This is a genomic window from Streptomyces sp. NPDC017993 (genome assembly GCF_044328065.1).
Classification (GTDB): domain Bacteria; phylum Actinomycetota; class Actinomycetes; order Streptomycetales; family Streptomycetaceae; genus Streptomyces.
The window spans coordinates 21,013-36,581 of record NZ_JBIRGO010000019.1; the positions used below are offsets into that span (position 1 = coordinate 21,013).

Below are 15,569 nucleotides of genomic sequence, written 5' to 3' on the forward strand. Positions count from 1 at the left end.
TTCCCCGAGCTCGGTGACCGGTCAGTGCACTCCGTGCGGCCGGAACTGGATGCTGATGCGTCCTCCGGTGGCTCGGGTCGACTTGGGGATGGCGTGCTCCCAGGTGCGCTGGCAGGAGCCGCCCATCACGATCAGGTCGCCGTGTCCGATCGGGCGGCGGACGGCCTTGCCGCCGTGGCGCGGGCGGAGCAGCAGGTCGCGGGGTGCCCCCACGGAGAGGATGGCGACCATCGTGTCCTCGCGGGCGCCCCGGCCGATACGGTCGCCGTGCCAGGCCACGCTGTCGCGCCCGTCCCGGTAGTGGCACAGTCCGGCCGTCGTGAACGGCTCACCGAGCTCTGCGGCGTAGTGCGCTGAGAGGGTTTCTCGCGCCTCGTCGAGGACCGGGTGCGGCAGGGGTTCGCCGTCGCGGTAGAAGGCGAGCAGGCGCGGCACGTCCACGACCCTCTCGTACATCTGCCGGCGCTCGGCCTTCCACGGGACGTCCGTGGCCAGCCGCTCGAACAGGACATCAGCGCCACTGAGCCAGCCGGGCAGGAGGTCGATCCAGGCTCCGTCGCCGAGGACCGTCCTGCGGACCCCCTCCAGCGGGCCCAGGCGCACGTCGTCGCTCTGATCGAAGAGCGATCCTTGGAGCTGGTGCGTTGCCATGCGGTCAGTGTAGACCCGATTCGAACGTGTGCACTAATTCGAACGTCGATCGCTTGCACCTCTTCGGGCCGCACGGGTCAGTGTTCCTGCAGGGGCAGGGGCAGGGGCAGGGGCAGGGGCAGGGGCAGGGGCCGGGGCAGGGCCGGGGCAGGGCCGGGGCGCAGGCTTCGGCGATCCTGCTCGCATCGGTGGCGTCGGCAACGGCGCAGGGAGAGCGCCGGGTGCCCGCCACGATGGGCTCGGCCGGCCCCCTGTGGTGTGACGCCACCACGTCATGAGCAGCGCGAGCGGCTGGAGCCCCGGCCGTGCTCGCCCCGTGGGCCGGGTTGCCCGTGCGGCCTGTCACCGGGTGCGTTCGCTCCCGTACAGTCCGTGGTGCCAACGCTCCATCAGGGACCCAGCCCAGTCGGCCGACAGGAGAAGAACGTGGCCACCGAAGCCAGCCCTGGCCCCCTCCCGTACATCCCCCGAACGGGGCTGCCGGTCCCCGAAGTCCAACCCGCGCTCGTGGAGCGGTGGCGCTCCCAGGGCGGCGAACTGGTCGATCTCCTGTCCCAGGTGCGCGAGCGGTGCGGCGGCGTCGCGGCGTTCCGCCTCGGGCCGGACCCCACTGTCCTCGTCACCGACCCGGACGCGGTCCAACACGTACTCGCCCGTCACCCGGACCGCTACGTCAAGCGGTCCCACCGCGCCCGCCTGCTGATCGGCGACGGCGTCCTCGCCGCCACCGGCGCGGCGTGGAAGCAGCAACGCCGCCTACTGCAATCCCAGTTCACCGGTCCCGGGATGCGCCGCTACGAACAGCGGATCACCGACGCGGCCCGGACAACAGCCGGTCGCTGGGCCGGCTACGCCCGCACCGGACAGACCCTTGATGTCGGGCGGGAGATGCACCGCTTTGCCCTGGACACCATCTGGCGCTCGCTCACCGGGCACCCCCTCGATGACGGGACCGAGCGCGAACTGACCGCCGTGGCAGCCGTCGTAGCGGCCCTTCCGACGCTGCCCGCCGATGCCACCGACGCCCAGAACGCCGTCGCCGCCGATCTCGCCCGGATCGACGCGGTCGCCCGGCACGCCATCGAGGCCGCCCGCGACGGCACGGCCGGCCCCGACGGCCCGGGGCTGCTGCATGTCCTGCTCGACGCCGCCACCGAGCGCCCCGAGTACACCGACCGGCTGATCCGCGACGAACTGGTCACGCTGCTCGTGGCCGGACATGAGACCACCGCCACCACCCTGACCTGGCTCTACCTGCTCCTCGACCGGTACCCCACCGCCCGCGAACAGGCCCTCGCGGTCGGCGGCGAAGACCCCGCACGACGACGCCGGGCCATCCAGGCCCTGATCCATGAGACGCTCCGGCTCTACCCGTCCGCCTGGATCCTGCCCCGTCATGCCACCGAGGACGACACCCTCGCCGGCCACACCGTCGCGGCGGGCACCGACATCCTGGTCTGCCCCTACCTCACGCACCGCGACCGCGAACTGTGGCCGGACCCGGAGCACTTCGACCCCCGGCGCTTCCTCACCCCCGACGGCCGGACCACTCACCCGGGCGCCTACTTCCCCTTCGGTATCGGCCCCCGCGCCTGCCTGGGTCTGCAATTCGCACTCCGCGAAGCGACCATCCTGCTCGAACACCTGCTGCCGGCCTACGCCCTGGCCTTCCACTCCGCCCCGACGACGACCACCTTCGGCATCACCGTCCGCCCCGGCGGCCCCACCCCCGCAACCCTGAAGCGGGCACAGTGCGGGTAGGCCTCGTGGCCACGGTCGAGAGGGAGGCCTGCCGGCTCCTTCGGGACCTGTTGGCCAACGCGCGCCAGGCAAAGGGACTCGGCGGCCTGATCACCGACGCCGGCGGCCAAGCGATCCGCCTCGGCGAAGGCGTCAACGCGGACGCCGACGGCGTGGTGGTCGTCCGGGTGACGACCTCGTCATTTGCAACCTGATGCCGATCCTGACTGCGAAGGGCGTCGCTCTCGAGGAGTAGTCGGCCCGTGCACCGTTGCGGGAGGTCAGAAAAACAGTGACGTGGCAGTGGAGGCGGAAGGGGCATCGTCGGGTCCGGCTCCGGCTCCGCCCACGACGGTGCCGGCCACGGCCCGGCCGGATGTGCCGCACGTCCGTCCTGCAACGCGCGGCACTGCCCGGTTCCGGGCCCGGTCGCGGTGCTTACGCGTCCGGGGGGAGCCAGAGGGCGAGGGTGGCGCGGAACGCCTCGATACGGGTGCGCCAGACGGCGTCGATCTGATCGGTGTCTTCGGGGCCGTTGACGCCTGCCTCGGTGTTCGGGAGGACCCCGAGGTCCGCGATGAAGCCGGCGAGTGCGGTGCGGTACTGCTGCGCGCCCTCATCCGTGCAGAGTTGGTGACGGGCGTCGTTGGTGAGCTGATCCGTGCCCGTCACGGCGCGGCGTGCGTCGGCCTGGGGGTCCTTCGGGGCGTCGTAGCTGCCGAAGACGACGGGCAGGTTCTGGAAGTCTTCGAGTAACCGGGTCTGGATTGCCGGTTCGAAGTCGTCCTTGGTGCAGAGCGCTTCCGCGATCACGCCCGCGTCATTGGCGAAGCCTTCGTCGGTGGGGTGGGCGTAGCCATCGGGGAGTGCAGGGGCGGAGAAGGATGTCTGGGGGATTTCCGGGTCGTCTGCGGCTTGGGCACTGCCTGCGGGAGCCAGGCAGGCACATGTCACTGCGACGGCCACGGCGAACCTGGTGGGAGTGGAGGGCTTCATGATGACTCTCCCTGCCGTAACGCACCTCAAGGTGAGGTGTGGTCACGGGGCGCCTACCCGCGCAGGCCCGCATCTCTGTGATAGCCAAAGCACTTCAGCATATCGAGGTATGGTGTGCACAAATTTTCGCATGCTGACGCGGGTGGCCGACGGCGGGTTGCCCTGAGGTCGGGCCCGCGTCCCTCTCCGACGCGGGCTGAGAGACTCAAGGAATGAAGCGGACGACTGACCAGAACACACGCCGTCTGCTGGCGAGCGGCTTGGTCTTTGTAGCGGTCATCGCGGCTGCCGGCGGATTCGGCCACAATCTGTGGCCCGGCCTCGCCATCTCGATCATCGCTCTGCTCTCAGCGGCATTCTTGTGGCGGCCCCGAACCAGATCAAGCACGCCATTTCCGACCGCAGAGAGCTGAGCGAACGAAGAATGCCCTCACGGGCTTCCGGGCCGTGCCCAAACGTTCCGAAAACGCGGCGCATGTCTGCCATGGCACGTTGACCGTCGCAGTCGTACGCTCCGCCCCTGACTCGCGGTGCGGTTCCAGTCGGCTTCAGTCGGCGCGACCCGTCGCCGCCACCGTTACGCCCAGGCCGATCATCGCGAAGCCGCCCGCCCCGCCGACCATCGAAAGCCGACGGTCCGAGCGGGCGAACCAGGAACGGGCCGCCGAGGCTCCCAGGCCCCACAGGGTGTCCGTGATCATGCCGATGGCGACCGGGACCAGGCCCAACACCATCATCTGAAGGGGGACATGGCCCGCCGAGTGGTCCACGAACTGCGGCAGCACCGCCGCGAAGAAGACGAGGCCCTTCGGATTGGTGACGCCCACGAAAATCCCGTCCAGGATCGTGCGCAGATCGCCACGCTGCTCACCCGCCGGGGCCTCCATGTCCGCCGCGCGCATCTCTTTGCGGTGGCGGAACGCCTGCACGCCCAGGTAGACGAGATACGCCGCTCCGGCCATCTTCACGCCCATGAACACTGCCGCCGAGCTTTCCACCAGAGCGCCGAGGCCCCACGCCACAGCGATCACCAGGGCGTACGAACCAACCAAGTTGCCAAGGACCGTCGCGAGCGCCGTGCGGCGGCCGTGTGCGAGGGCTCTGCCGATCACGAACAGCACACTCGGCCCCGGAATCACGATCACCAGTAGCGATATCGCCGCGAACGCGAGAACGCTCTCCGTGGACACCATGTGTCCGTCACCTCCTGAATTGCATTTCAGGGGGCAATACAAGCAGATGGCGGACCGCCGACTCCAGGCTCGTCCACATGCCGACGTCACCGGGTACCGGCGGACGCTGCCCCGCAAGCAGAACAGCTCGCGCCTACTGCACCATGGGCCCGTAGCCACAGCCGCGATCCCGTTGCTGGGCACGCGAGCGGCCCAACCGTCAGGCGTCGAAGCGGCGGCGGGCGGTCTCGATATGACCGAGGTATCGATGGGTCCAGTCGCACATTCCGTCAACTGTCTCTCGCAGGGCCCGGCCCGACTCCGTGAGGGTGTACTCGACCCGCGGCGGCACGGTGGGGTGCACGCACCGCTCGACCAGGCCGTTGCGCTCCAGCATGCGCAGGTTCTGGGTGAGCATCTTGTGGCTGATGCCCTCGATCTCGTTGCGCAACTCGGTGAAACGCAAGGTGCGTTCACCCACAGCTTCGATGATCAGGAGCGCCCACTTGTTGGCGACGTCCGAGAAGATCTCCCGCGCCAAGGAGTCCGCGCGTGTCAGGTCTGCTTCGTCCTTGGGCGAGCCCTTGAACTGCTTGGTCACCATGAGGTTCCCCAGTCACCGAAAAGTGCGTTCTTCCATGTCAGCAGCCACTCTCCTACGGTGCCTGAGTAACCACAAGAGACCGAAGATGTCTCTTCGGACATGGAGGCAGGCAGCATGGCCATCACTCTGATGAACCCCGGCGGGTTGCCCGCGATTGACGTCTACCGGCAGGTGTCGATCGCATCCGGGTCGAAACTGGTCTTCGTCGCCGGGCAGGTCGCCTGGGATGCGGAGGGGGCCACGGTCGGCGGAGGCGACCTCGCCGCGCAGGTCGAGCAGTGCTACCTCAACATCGGAACTGCCCTGGCCGCGGCCGGTGGTTCTTTCGACGACGTGGCGAAACTGACCGTCTACGTCGTCGACTGGACCCCCGACAAGATGCCCCTGCTCCTGGAGGGGATCTCAAGGGCGGCCGGAAAGCTGGGGGCAGCGCCGGTCCCGCCGGCCACACTGCTGGGTGTAGCGGCACTGGACGTGCCAGACCATCTGGTCGAGATCGAAGCCACCGCGGTCCTCGACTGAACAGGCCGACGAACCGGCAGGGACGTGTCTCGGTCTGCCAAGAGGGCCCATCAGATTGACCCGTGGTGTGACGTGGTCCGAGGCCCGCTCTCGGCCCTTCGTCCTAGATCCGCTGACGGATGTGGTGCGGTGCCTCAAGCCATAACCTCGCTCCATGACGTCAGTTGATTCTCGTCCCAGCGGCCCCCGCAGCCAGGAGCAACGCAAGCGCGAGGCGCTGGAACGGCTCACGCGGGACAACGATGTATGGGTCGCTACGGCCGACACCACCGGCGAGCCGTGCCTGGTTCCGCTCGCCTTCTGGTGGGACGGCGAGGCCGTGTGGCTGGCCACCCGCGCCACCAACCCGACCGGGCGCAACCTGTCTGCCACGGGGCAGGTCCGCCTCAGCTTCGGCCATACCCGGGACGTAGTCCTTGTCCACGGCACCGCGCGCACGCTGACCCGCGAGGAGCTGCCGGCTGAGGTGGGCGATGCCTTCGCGGCCAAGGACGGCTGGGATCCTCGGAAGGATCACCCCTCGTATGTCTTCTACCAGGTCATCCCAGAAGTTCTGCAGGCGTGGGGAACGGTTCCCGAGATGAAGGGACGGACTCTTATGCGGGAGGGGAAGTGGCTGGTCTAAAACCCGCCTCGACCTGCAAAGCGTCACTCGTCGATGGGCGCGCCGCGACGAGGACCGTCGTCTCGTAGTGGACCGCGAGCGGCAGGCCCGGCCCCCCCCCCCCGACCGGGCCTGCTCGCGGTGGTAGGGGTCAGGCGGTGCGGAGCGCGGGGTCGCTGGTGCCGGGCTCGCCTGTCTCGACGTGTCCTGCGAGCCGGCGCAGGTAGGTGCTGTCGCTGTCGGAGTGAATGCGGAGGTCGTACCAGCGCTTGCTGTGACCGAGGTCGACCCAGCGGGTCTTCCGGCCGCCCGCCTCGATGGTGATCTCGCTGCTCTTGCCGCCGTAGGCGTTGGTGATGGTGAGGCGGCAGGCGGTCTTGGTGGGGTTGGTGATGTTGAGTTTGATGCGGCCGGTGAGTTCGTCGTGGTGGCCGGTGACTTCCGGGCTCGCGGTCGCGGCCGTGCCCTCGTACGTACGCAGGTAGCCGTTGGGGCCGTGCGCGGTCAGGTCGTACGTCCCGTCGGAGGGGCCGGTGCTCCAGGTGTCGGAGATCTTTTTGCCGGCTTCGGTGGTGTAGGTCCAGGGCCCGTCGTCGCGGTTGCCGGAGGTGACGAGGAAACAGGCTCCGGTTTCGTCACCCGGGGTGAAGGTGAGCTTGATGTTGCCGCTGGAGGGCCTGAGGGCCGCGGTGACGAGGGGCACGTAGGGCAGGGGCCGGGTGGGCTTGGTGCCCTTTTCCTGCTTGGGCAGGGTCGGGGCGGCCGGCGGTGAGTGGGTGTAGCTGCTGTGCCGCTCCTTGTCCGGCGGCTGATATGCGTCGGTGCTGGGCAGCGGTGCGTGCTTGGTGTGTTTGAGGCTGAAGTCGAAGGCGGAGGTGAGGTCGCCGCAGATGGCGCGGCGCCAGGGCGAGATGTGCGGTTCATGGACTCCGAAGCGGCGTTCCATGAACTGGATGATGGAGGTGTGGTCGAAGACCTCGGAGCAGACGTAGCCGCCGGTCGACCACGGGGAGACGACGAGCGTGGGGACGCGCATGCCGAGCCCGTACGGTCCTGCGCTGTAGCTGCTGTCGCCGGGGAAGATGTCGAGCTCGGTGTCGACGGTGGACGCACCCCAGGAGGAGTCGGCCGGCGGGTAGGGCGGGGGCACGTGGTCGAAGTAGCCGTCGTTCTCGTCGTAAGTGATGAACAGGGCGGTCTTGCTCCAGACCTCGGGGTTGGACGTCAGCGCGTCCAGGACCTGGGAGATGTACCAGGCGCCGTAATTCGCCGGCCAGTTGGGGTGTTCACAGAACGCTTCCGGGGCGGCGACCCAGGAGATTTTCGGCAGGGTGCCGGCCTTGACGTCCGACCGGAGGTCATCGAGAAGATGGCCGCTCTTCTTGATGTTCGTTCCCTTGCATGCCTTTTCGTAGAGCGGGTCACCCGGCTTGGCGTTGCGGAACTGATTGAAGAACATCAGCGAGTTGTCGGCATAGTTTCCGCGGTAGGCGTCTTCGAGGGCGCCCCAGAGACCTTCCTCGGTGAGGCCGTCGCCGATGTCCTGGTAGATCTTCCACGACACCCCGGCCTTCTCCAGGCGCTCGGGATAGGTGGTCCAGTCGTAGCCGGCTTCCTCGTTACCGAGGACCGGTCCGCCGCCCTTGCCGTCGTTTCCGACGTGGCCGCTGTAGAGGTAGTAGCGGTTGGGGTCGGTGGCTCCCATGAAGGAGCAGTGGTAGGAGTCGCAGACCGTGAAGGCGTCGGCCAGGGCGTAGTGGAACGGTATGTCTTCCCTGGTCAGGTGGGCCATGGTGCCGGACGACTTGGCCGAGATCCAGTCGTCGTACTTGCCCTTGTTCCACGCCTGATGACCGGTTTCCCAGTCATGGTCGAGTCCGGCGATGAACTGCATTCCCAGATCGTCGGCGTCCGGGTGGTAAGGCAGGACCTCCTCGCCACTGCCGGACTGGTGCCATACGGATTTTCCGCTCTCCAGCGTCAGCGGCCGCGGGTCACCGAACCCCCGGACGCCCTTGAGCGTGCCGTAGTAGTGGTCGAAGGAGCGGTTTTCCTGCATGAGCACAACGATGTGCTCGACGTCCTCGATCGATCCTGACCGGCCGGAGGCGGGGATGCCGGTGGCGCGCATGATGCTGGCGGACAGGGCCGCGAAGCCGGCGGTGCCACCCGCTACCTGGAGGAAGCGCCGGCGGTTGAATTCAGGCATGGAGCTGTACCTCTGAAACGTGGGGGAGAGGGTCGGTCACCGTAATCCGGCTCGCCCTTGAGACGTCAAATAGTGCGAAGGAAAGGTGAAGGACCGGGAATATTTCAGCTTCAGAAGCAACGTGCCGTGCCTTCTGGGCCTCGCCATATTGGGCCTGCTCGACGAGGCCGAAAACGACAACCTGGGCTGCCGTTGCCGCCACGGCGAGCAGGGCCAGCCTGGGATCAGCGCTCTGCGGCGGGACGGGGGATTCGTCGCATGGTTAATGCAGCGGTTCCGTGGGTGTGTGCCGAATCAGTCGACCGGTTTGCCGGGTTCGTCGTGGGTGGAGCAGTGGATACCGCCGCCACCGGAAGCGATGGTGTCGATCCGGATCGGCACGATGTCGCGCTGGGGGAAGTGCTCCTGCAGGATGCTCCGGGCGCGATGGTCGGCCTTCCGGTCGCCGAACTTGGGTATGAACACGGAGTCGTTGGCGACGTAGAAGTTGGCGTAGGTCGACACGAAGTCGTCGCCCTCACCGGCGATCTTGTCCGGGTCGGGCTGGGGCAGATCGATGATCTCGAAGGACCGGCCCCTGGCGTCCGTCGCCTTGCTGAGGACGGCCTTCGCCTGGTCGGCCGCGCGTGACCAGGAGTCGGCGGGCATGCCGGGGAAGGCCCTGTCCAGGAGCACCACACCGGGCGCGGCGAAGCGAACCAGGCTGTCCACGTGCGCGTCGGTGATGTCCTGGCCGCGTACGCCGGCCAGCCAGATCACCTTCTTCATGCCCAAGGTCTGCTTGAGCTCGGCCTCGATCTGATCCCGGCTCTTTCCGCGGTTGCGGTTGTCGTTGACGATCGAGCTCTCGGTGATGAGGAGGGTGCCCTCGCCGTCGGTCTCGAAGGAGCCGCCCTCGGCGACGAGGGGAGCCTTCTTGCGGGGGATCCCGTACTTGGACAGGAGGGTGCGACCCACCCGGGCGTCGTTCGGGTGTTGCTGCTTGTTGCCCCACCCGTTGAAGTTGAAGTCGATGCCGAGGGTGTCGCCGTCCCGCTCCACGAACACCGGCACCGTGTCACGCGCCCACAGGTCGTCGACCGCCAGCGGGATGACCTCGACGTCCCGCCCGCACGCCTTCTGCGCCGCCGCCTGCTGGTCGGGCCTGGCCATCATCACGACGTACTCGTACTCCGCGATCGCGCGGGCGACGCGCGCGATGTCCTCGCGTACGTAGGGGAGGTCCTCCTCCCACACCGCCTCAAGCGCGGGCCACGCCATGAAGGTACGCGCGTGGCTTTCCCACTCGGCACCCATGCGCACGCCCTTGGCTGCCGTGCCCTCACCGGCGGTGCTTGCGGCCCCCGTCAGTTTGTCGCCGGAGTCGCAAGCCGAAGCGCCCAGGACGACAGCCCCGGCCCCGGCGAGTGCGCGGAGGGCTGACCTGCGGGAAGGGAGGGGAAGGGGCACGGTGAACTCCAACCATCGTGATGGGGATCAAGCTATCCGTCGACATCGCGTGACGCTCGACGAGCGCGGCGCGGACGGGCGTGACACGTGAAGGGGTGCGATGCGGGCAGAGCCGATCGCTGTCGCGACTCTGGCACAAACTGAAAATTCAGTCAAAGAAATCAGTCAAAGAGCTGAGAGCGGTACGCCGCAGCTGCGACAGTTCCACCGCGATGGCCTCGCGCATGAGCACGCGGGTGTGAGTCAAGGGCAGGGCCTCGCTGAGCCACCGTGTGCTGAGGTTCACCAATGCGGCGGTGAGTCGAAGTGGTGGGAGACGTGCGCCGTGGAGGTGCCTGCCTCGGCGGCGATCTCCGGCATGCGGGGGCCCCGGACTCCGTGCCGTTCGATGACCCCCCTGGCCTCCGCTTTCAGGATGGCCTTCCTGCGGTCGGCCCTCACCTCGTTCCCTCCTCGCGCACGGCCGGTCGTCGCCTCGCATGGACCACACATTGGCTGAAACTTTAGTCAGGGTAGGGTCGTCCCCCCAGCCGGCCCGCAGTCGCCACGTCACCGCATGCGGGTGCGGACACCGCTCTGTCCCGCGTTCGGGGCCCGTCACGGTGGTCGCGAGCCGTTACCGCGAGAGTGGCTGTCGAGGAGCCGTCAGGTCGGGCTGCGCTCCGTTCGGCCACCGGTCGCCCGAGATCACCGGGCAGGGAACGGCCCGGTAGGGTTCGGATCCATGGCGCCTCGCACTACTCAGATCCTCGAAGCGGCCGCACGGCTGATCGCCCGTCGCGGGGTCCGCGGCCTGCGCGTCGAAGAGCTCGCCGCCGAGGCCGGTGTCTCGACAGGGCTGATCTATTACCACTTCAAGGACCGCACCGGGATCCTGCGCCATACGCTGGAGTTCATCAACGACCGCGCCGAGCGCTACACCACGGGCCGCGACCCGGACGCCGAACCTCTGGCCCCCCGCGCGGAACTGGCGGAGACCCTCCTCCTGGAACTGCAGGACACCCCGGAGATCAGGGAGAACAGCTCGGCCTGGGGCGAGTTGAGGGCGAGCGCCGTCTTCGACGAGGTGCTGCGGGAGGACCTCGCCCGGGCGACCCTGGTCTGGGTCCAGGAGGTGGCGGCCCTTCTCGGTCAGGTACAGCCGATGGCCCCGGCGCCGGCCCTGGCCGCGGCCGGCGAGCGCCTCACCGCCCTGCTGGAAGGGCTCAGCATGCGCTGGCTCAGCGGCGGAGTGCAGCTCGACCACGCGCGTGACCTGGTGCGCGGCGCCATCGACGCCGAACTGGCACTGCTGCGGGAGAAGTAACCTCAGGCGCCTGCGGGCGCCGTCCTGCCACTGTCTCCGCTGCCGGTACGCAAGATTCACGACCATCAGCGATCAATCGGCGATCACACCGTCTCCCAGGGTGGGGCTCTTCCCGTCTGAACTCTCGACTGAAATTTCAGTTGGGCGAGCCCACAGGCCCGCAGTGGTTCGTGGGAGCGCACGCCGTCCGGCCCGCGCCCGCGAGGTGCAGATGGTCTTCCAGGAGCCCCTATCTGTCCCTCGACCCGAGGACGGCGACCATCCCCGGCTGGGTTGGTCCAGGCTGTTGTGCTGAGCGGAACACCCGCCGTCCTCAGCAGCCGCGCGCGGCTCAGTGGGCCGCTCGCCGGCCAAGGGCACCAAGCGCAACAGAGGTCGAGGCGTGATCCGGCTACCCGGCCAGAAGCGGCCCGCGGGCCGTCATCGACGGAGCCTCCGCCAGGCCATCGTCACCTGGCCCGGCGGGTGCCCGACACCCTCAGGGCGCGTGATCGCTGCGCAGTCCGGACGGTCTCATCAACAAGAGAGCATGAGGGTTGGCTGTTCTGGGCGCGATCACGCGGCTGCGCCCGTACCTTCGCCTCATGGACTTCAACATCACAGCGGAAGAGGAGACCCTCGTGTTCCGAATCGCGGAGCGGGCGGGGGCCGGCGACTCCCCAACAGATGACGATCTGGCGGGGGAGCTTGGTGACGAGGTCCGACCGCAGCTGCAGAGCCTCCTTGAAAAGGGCTGGCTCGTCGTCGACACCGAACGCTCTCTGAGCCTCTCCAGGATTGCTCAGGTGGCCATCTCAAGTCGGCGGGAGACCGGCGGTTCGGGAGCCTGACGACGCCCCCGCCTCATGACGGGAAACTCCCCGTTGCCGACCTCAACACAACGCAAGCCCCGCCCCGTCCCACCGCGCCGTCCGCCGGATGGCGGTACGGCGCGGCCGGTGGAGGGCGCGGCCGGTGTGTGGGACGGCGTACGACCAACGGGCGGAGGACGCACCCGACCGGTGCGCTGAGGCATGCACGCGACGGCTGAACGGCCACAGTGCGAAGAGGGCCGAGCCCGCCATCGCCTACCAAGGCGCGCACCTCACCGACCTTCATCCTCACTTGCACCCGCGCTGACCAAGAGGCAGAACCCAGAACCTGACCGGCGTCGGGCCTGACCGGTGTCGGCCTAGCCGATGTCGGGCTCGGACCGTACCTCGATCGGTTCCCCCGTCCGCTCCATCTCCAGGACGACGAGCTCGTTCAGCCCCTGCCGCCACAGATGGCTCGGCGCGTACAGGGTGGCCTGCGGCCCGAGGGACCAGTACCGGCCGAGCGTGAACCCGTTGAGCCACACCATGCCCTTGTCCCAGCCCGGAAAGGCGAGGAAGCCGTCCGCGGGCGTGTCCACGTGGATCCGCGCCCGGTGGAACGCGGGGCCGGTCGGCGTGTCTCCGCTGCCGAACTTCAGCGCCGAGAGGTTGTCGAGAGGCAGCCGGCGGATCTCCCAGTCGCTCAGTTCCTCGTCGTCGAGGAGAACCTTGCCGCTGATTCCCTTGGGGTCATTGAGCCCCTGGCCGAAGTTGACCCGCCCGGTGGGATCGACCAGGAGGTCGAGGGTGCTGGACGCGCCGGCCACGGTGAAGTCGACGGTGTGCTCCGGCTGATTACGGTCGAAGGTGCCGATGCGCGTGCCGTCGCCGAACACCAGCGCGCGGTCGCCCAGGCCCGTGATGCTCAGCCCCTTGGTCCCCTGCGGCCCGGGCACTCGGGTGCGGTAGTGGATCAGCCCGTACGGCTGCCCTAGCGCCTCCATGTGGACGGGAGCGGCGCGCCGCACCGGAGTGCTCAGCACGTCGAGCGCCTCCAGGAGCGGCACCGACTCACGGACGGCGACCCGCTGGGCCGGCATACGGCGGGGCGTCGCCGGCAGGGGCGTGCTCGGCAACGTGGTGTATTCGGCCAGCACTTCACGCACCTTGTGGAACTTCTCGGTGAGTTCGCCGGATTCGCTGATCGGGGAGTCGTAGTCATAGCTGGTGACGGTGGGCTGGTAGTCGCTGCCGCTCAGGTTGGCACCCGCGGACCAGCCGAAGCTCGTTCCGCCCACCGCCATATAGAAGTTGATGGATGCTCCCGCTTCGAGGAGCTTCGCCACGTCGGCGGCGGTCTGCGCCGGGTCGGTGGTGTGGTGCTGTTCTCCCCAGTGGTCGAACCAGCCGTCCCAGAACTCCGTGCAGAAGAGGGGCTTGTCCGGCTGGAATTTGCGCAGCTCCGCGAAGGGCCCGGTGGGGTCCCCGGCGAAGTTGACGGTGGACAGGAGGTCGGGAAGGCTGCCGGCCTCCAGCATTTCCTGGGTGGCTCCGTTGGAGCAGAACAGCAGGCTGTCCACGCCCTGCGCCCGCATGGTGTCCCGCAGATGCTCCAGGTGCGCATGGTCGTCGCCGTAGCTGCCGTACTCGTTCTCGACCTGCATGGCGATGATGGGCCCGCCGCGTGTGGCCTGCAGATCGACGAACCGGGGCAGCAATTCGGCGAACCAGGCGTCAACCGCCCGCTCGTAGGCGGGGTCGGAGCGGCGCAGTGGGGCGTCCTTGTCCTTGAGGAGCCAGGCAGGCAGGCCACCGAAGTCCCATTCCGCGCAGATGTACGGTCCGGGCCGCACGATCACCTTGAGCCCGACCTCGTCCGCGGTCCGCACGAAGGCGGTGACATCACGCCATCCGGTGAAGTCGGCCTTGTCCTCGTACGGTTGGTGGAAGTTCCAGGCGACGTAGGTCTCCACCGTGTTCAGGCCCATGGCCCGCATCCGCAGCAACCGGTCGCGCCAGTCCTTGGGGTGCGTCCGGAAGTAGTGGAAGGCACCCGAGAGGATCCGGAACGGCTTGCCGTCCAGCAGGAACTCGCTCCCGCGGATGGTCAGTCCTCTCGGGCTGTCGGCCTGGGCGATGGTCGTACGGCCGCTGCCCAGCATGACACCCGCGGACGCGGCCCCCACCACGGCCGCGCTCAGAAATCTACGTCGGTTCAACTCCGTCATGTCCGCTCTCCTCGACTCGAACGACCCGTCACCCAAGGTTCGAAGATGTTCAGTGGTGCGCGTTTCTGTGCATGGAGAGTGTTGTGTAGAACAGAATCGAGCACAAGGGGTCGTGAATGGCCACGGTGAACCAAGCGGGCGGGGCAAGTGCGGTGTCGTGTGCTGTCGTTCGGGGATGCCGGCGGCCAGGTCTCTTGCGCAGGAGCGCACGGACAACCGCGCTGGTCTGCGGGCAACGGCGTGCTGGTGAGCGGTGCGTCACGAGTCGGCCCGCCGGACCCCGCGGACGTGGAGGAGGGTCTTCTGCGTAGTTCGGGTTCTGGGGAGGCACCATCCCGTCCGCCGAGTAGCGGTGCGTCTCCGTCTCCCACTGGTGGTAGCCGCGCATCCACGCCTTCATCGCGTCGACATAGCGGTCGACGGCATTGCGGTCCTCGTCGCTCAGCGACAACGTCGAGCAGACTCCCGGGAGTTGACGCTCCAAGGCCGAGAAGGTCTCGATATGAGACATGGCGAGGCCGTGGACGTGGTCCAAGGCTTCGCCGCGGGAGAGGTTCCGTTCGCGTTGCACCACCAGCACGGCGTTGTCGACATCACCGCGGGGCTCCTCCTTGTGGACGGCGTACACGTCGTTGCACAGCAGAGGGACATCGGTGGCGGCCTGCCGCATCATGCGCAACTGCGGTGTGTGGAAGACGGCAGGCGGTACGTGGAACCGGCCGATTCGCTCGCCGTAGTCCATCAGGGTGCAGGTGCCGGCCATGCCCCGTCGTACCTGCAGGAAATGCTCCATCGAGGGGACAGTGCCGCCGACCCGGTCCAACGCCTCGCCGACGTAGGCCGCGAAGTAGTACTCCCAGTTGTGGGCGGCCCGCGCGCACCACGACGGCGCCATGCCCTGCACGCTCCGGTCCCAGAACGAACCGATGAGTGTCATCGAAGAGGAAGAAGAACGCCATCTGGTCCACCCCCAGGACCAGTTCGTCGCGCGCTGCGTAGGGGTAGCCGTATCCGGCCAGCTGCGCCATGTCCCAGCTCAGATACCACTCCTCCGCCGCGTCGGTCGCGAGCATCCCGTGCGATTGCAGACGCTCCAGATTGATCTCACGCGCGTACGGAACATGCGGACTGCTCCGCAACGGGAAGGGAATGCCGAAACCAGGGAGGTGGGCGTCGGTCACGTGTGGGCCCCTCATCAGCCGGCGCTGCATGAACACCACCGACGACAACAGAACACTTGGCGGTGGCGGAACGGCGCATGCTCGCAGGCTTGGGGCACGAAGACGTGCCCCTG

General features: G+C 68.0%; 15 protein-coding genes. 6 read left to right on the top strand and 9 right to left on the bottom strand.

Annotated features, from left to right (window positions below; translation table 11 throughout):
* Nucleotides 1-21: 21 nt before the first annotated feature.
* Nucleotides 22-651, bottom strand: coding sequence for an alpha-ketoglutarate-dependent dioxygenase AlkB (locus tag ACH4FH_RS29520; protein WP_398558988.1), 630 nt, complete (start codon nt 649-651; stop codon nt 22-24).
* Between the two features lie 426 nt (nt 652-1,077).
* Here ACH4FH_RS29520 and ACH4FH_RS29525 point away from each other — a divergent pair, with 426 nt between their 5' ends.
* Nucleotides 1,078-2,412: a cytochrome P450 gene (locus ACH4FH_RS29525; protein WP_398558989.1), complete on the top strand. Its 1,335-nt coding sequence runs from the start codon at nt 1,078-1,080 to the stop codon at nt 2,410-2,412.
* A gap of 5 nt (nt 2,413-2,417) precedes the next feature.
* Nucleotides 2,418-2,606, top strand: coding sequence for a hypothetical protein (locus ACH4FH_RS29530; RefSeq protein WP_398558990.1), 189 nt, complete (start codon nt 2,418-2,420; stop codon nt 2,604-2,606).
* Nucleotides 2,607-2,829: 223 nt separating this feature from the next.
* On the opposite strand, the gene ACH4FH_RS29535 is transcribed toward ACH4FH_RS29530, so the two are convergent.
* From ACH4FH_RS29535 to ACH4FH_RS29545, 3 genes are all read right to left on the bottom strand, one after another.
* Nucleotides 2,830-3,387 carry a hypothetical protein gene (locus tag ACH4FH_RS29535; RefSeq protein ID WP_398558991.1) on the bottom strand — a complete coding sequence of 186 codons (558 nt, stop codon included), beginning with the start codon at nt 3,385-3,387 and terminating at the stop codon, nt 2,830-2,832.
* Between the two features lie 548 nt (nt 3,388-3,935).
* On the bottom strand, nt 3,936-4,580 hold the full coding sequence (locus ACH4FH_RS29540; protein WP_398558992.1) for a LysE family translocator: 645 nt from the start codon (nt 4,578-4,580) through the stop codon (nt 3,936-3,938).
* Nucleotides 4,581-4,779: 199 nt separating this feature from the next.
* Entirely contained in the window at nt 4,780-5,163 is a 384-nt protein-coding gene (locus tag ACH4FH_RS29545; protein WP_398558993.1) for a winged helix-turn-helix transcriptional regulator, read from the bottom strand.
* Nucleotides 5,164-5,277: 114 nt separating this feature from the next.
* Between ACH4FH_RS29545 and ACH4FH_RS29550 the strand changes: the two genes are divergently transcribed.
* Both ACH4FH_RS29550 and ACH4FH_RS29555 read left to right on the top strand, forming a co-directional pair.
* The gene (locus tag ACH4FH_RS29550; RefSeq protein WP_398558994.1) at nt 5,278-5,685 is read left to right on the top strand and encodes a RidA family protein; all 408 of its coding nucleotides are present in this window, start codon (nt 5,278-5,280) and stop codon (nt 5,683-5,685) included.
* Between the two features lie 154 nt (nt 5,686-5,839).
* Nucleotides 5,840-6,310, top strand: a complete 471-nt coding sequence (locus ACH4FH_RS29555) for a pyridoxamine 5'-phosphate oxidase family protein (protein WP_398558995.1) — start codon at nt 5,840-5,842, stop codon at nt 6,308-6,310.
* A gap of 130 nt (nt 6,311-6,440) precedes the next feature.
* On the opposite strand, the gene ACH4FH_RS29560 is transcribed toward ACH4FH_RS29555, so the two are convergent.
* The 3 genes from ACH4FH_RS29560 to ACH4FH_RS29570 all read right to left on the bottom strand — a co-directional run bounded on the left by ACH4FH_RS29560 (nt 6,441) and on the right by ACH4FH_RS29570 (nt 10,439).
* A complete protein-coding gene (locus ACH4FH_RS29560; protein ID WP_398558996.1) occupies nt 6,441-8,498 on the bottom strand; it encodes a phosphocholine-specific phospholipase C in 2,058 nt (685 codons plus the stop codon).
* 294 nt (nt 8,499-8,792) lie between these two features.
* Nucleotides 8,793-9,794 (bottom strand): agmatine/peptidylarginine deiminase, encoded by a 1,002-nt coding sequence (locus ACH4FH_RS29565; RefSeq protein ID WP_398558997.1) that lies wholly within the window; start codon nt 9,792-9,794, stop codon nt 8,793-8,795.
* Between the two features lie 435 nt (nt 9,795-10,229).
* A complete protein-coding gene (locus tag ACH4FH_RS29570) occupies nt 10,230-10,439 on the bottom strand; it encodes a helix-turn-helix domain-containing protein (protein WP_398558998.1) in 210 nt (69 codons plus the stop codon).
* A 232-nt stretch (nt 10,440-10,671) separates the two neighbouring features.
* Between ACH4FH_RS29570 and ACH4FH_RS29575 the strand changes: the two genes are divergently transcribed.
* Complete coding sequence (locus tag ACH4FH_RS29575; RefSeq protein WP_398558999.1) at nt 10,672-11,253, top strand: TetR/AcrR family transcriptional regulator; 582 nt, start codon at nt 10,672-10,674, stop codon at nt 11,251-11,253.
* A 584-nt stretch (nt 11,254-11,837) separates the two neighbouring features.
* Entirely contained in the window at nt 11,838-12,083 is a 246-nt protein-coding gene (locus ACH4FH_RS29580) for a hypothetical protein (RefSeq protein WP_398559000.1), read from the top strand.
* A 341-nt stretch (nt 12,084-12,424) separates the two neighbouring features.
* Here the strand turns inward: ACH4FH_RS29580 and ACH4FH_RS29585 are convergent, their stop codons facing one another.
* Nucleotides 12,425-14,275 (bottom strand): beta-galactosidase family protein, encoded by a 1,851-nt coding sequence (locus ACH4FH_RS29585; RefSeq protein ID WP_398559001.1) that lies wholly within the window; start codon nt 14,273-14,275, stop codon nt 12,425-12,427.
* 49 nt (nt 14,276-14,324) lie between these two features.
* Entirely contained in the window at nt 14,325-15,212 is an 888-nt protein-coding gene (locus tag ACH4FH_RS29590; protein WP_398559002.1) for a hypothetical protein, read from the bottom strand.
* Nucleotides 15,213-15,569 lie beyond the last annotated feature (357 nt).

Coding starts and splice junctions, on each gene's coding strand:
- ACH4FH_RS29555 (WP_398558995.1), top strand. CDS start 5,840: ATGACGTCAGTTGATTCTCGTCCCAGCGGCCCCCGCAGCCAGGAGCAA.
- ACH4FH_RS29520 (WP_398558988.1), bottom strand. CDS start 651: ATGGCAACGCACCAGCTCCAAGGATCGCTCTTCGATCAGAGCGACGAC.
- ACH4FH_RS29570 (WP_398558998.1), bottom strand. CDS start 10,439: ATGTGTGGTCCATGCGAGGCGACGACCGGCCGTGCGCGAGGAGGGAAC.
- ACH4FH_RS29580 (WP_398559000.1), top strand. CDS start 11,838: ATGGACTTCAACATCACAGCGGAAGAGGAGACCCTCGTGTTCCGAATC.
- ACH4FH_RS29535 (WP_398558991.1), bottom strand. CDS start 3,387: ATGAAGCCCTCCACTCCCACCAGGTTCGCCGTGGCCGTCGCAGTGACA.
- ACH4FH_RS29560 (WP_398558996.1), bottom strand. CDS start 8,498: ATGCCTGAATTCAACCGCCGGCGCTTCCTCCAGGTAGCGGGTGGCACC.
- ACH4FH_RS29585 (WP_398559001.1), bottom strand. CDS start 14,275: ATGACGGAGTTGAACCGACGTAGATTTCTGAGCGCGGCCGTGGTGGGG.
- ACH4FH_RS29540 (WP_398558992.1), bottom strand. CDS start 4,580: ATGGTGTCCACGGAGAGCGTTCTCGCGTTCGCGGCGATATCGCTACTG.
- ACH4FH_RS29575 (WP_398558999.1), top strand. CDS start 10,672: ATGGCGCCTCGCACTACTCAGATCCTCGAAGCGGCCGCACGGCTGATC.
- ACH4FH_RS29590 (WP_398559002.1), bottom strand. CDS start 15,212: ATGACACTCATCGGTTCGTTCTGGGACCGGAGCGTGCAGGGCATGGCG.
- ACH4FH_RS29545 (WP_398558993.1), bottom strand. CDS start 5,163: ATGGTGACCAAGCAGTTCAAGGGCTCGCCCAAGGACGAAGCAGACCTG.
- ACH4FH_RS29550 (WP_398558994.1), top strand. CDS start 5,278: ATGGCCATCACTCTGATGAACCCCGGCGGGTTGCCCGCGATTGACGTC.
- ACH4FH_RS29565 (WP_398558997.1), bottom strand. CDS start 9,794: ATGGGTGCCGAGTGGGAAAGCCACGCGCGTACCTTCATGGCGTGGCCC.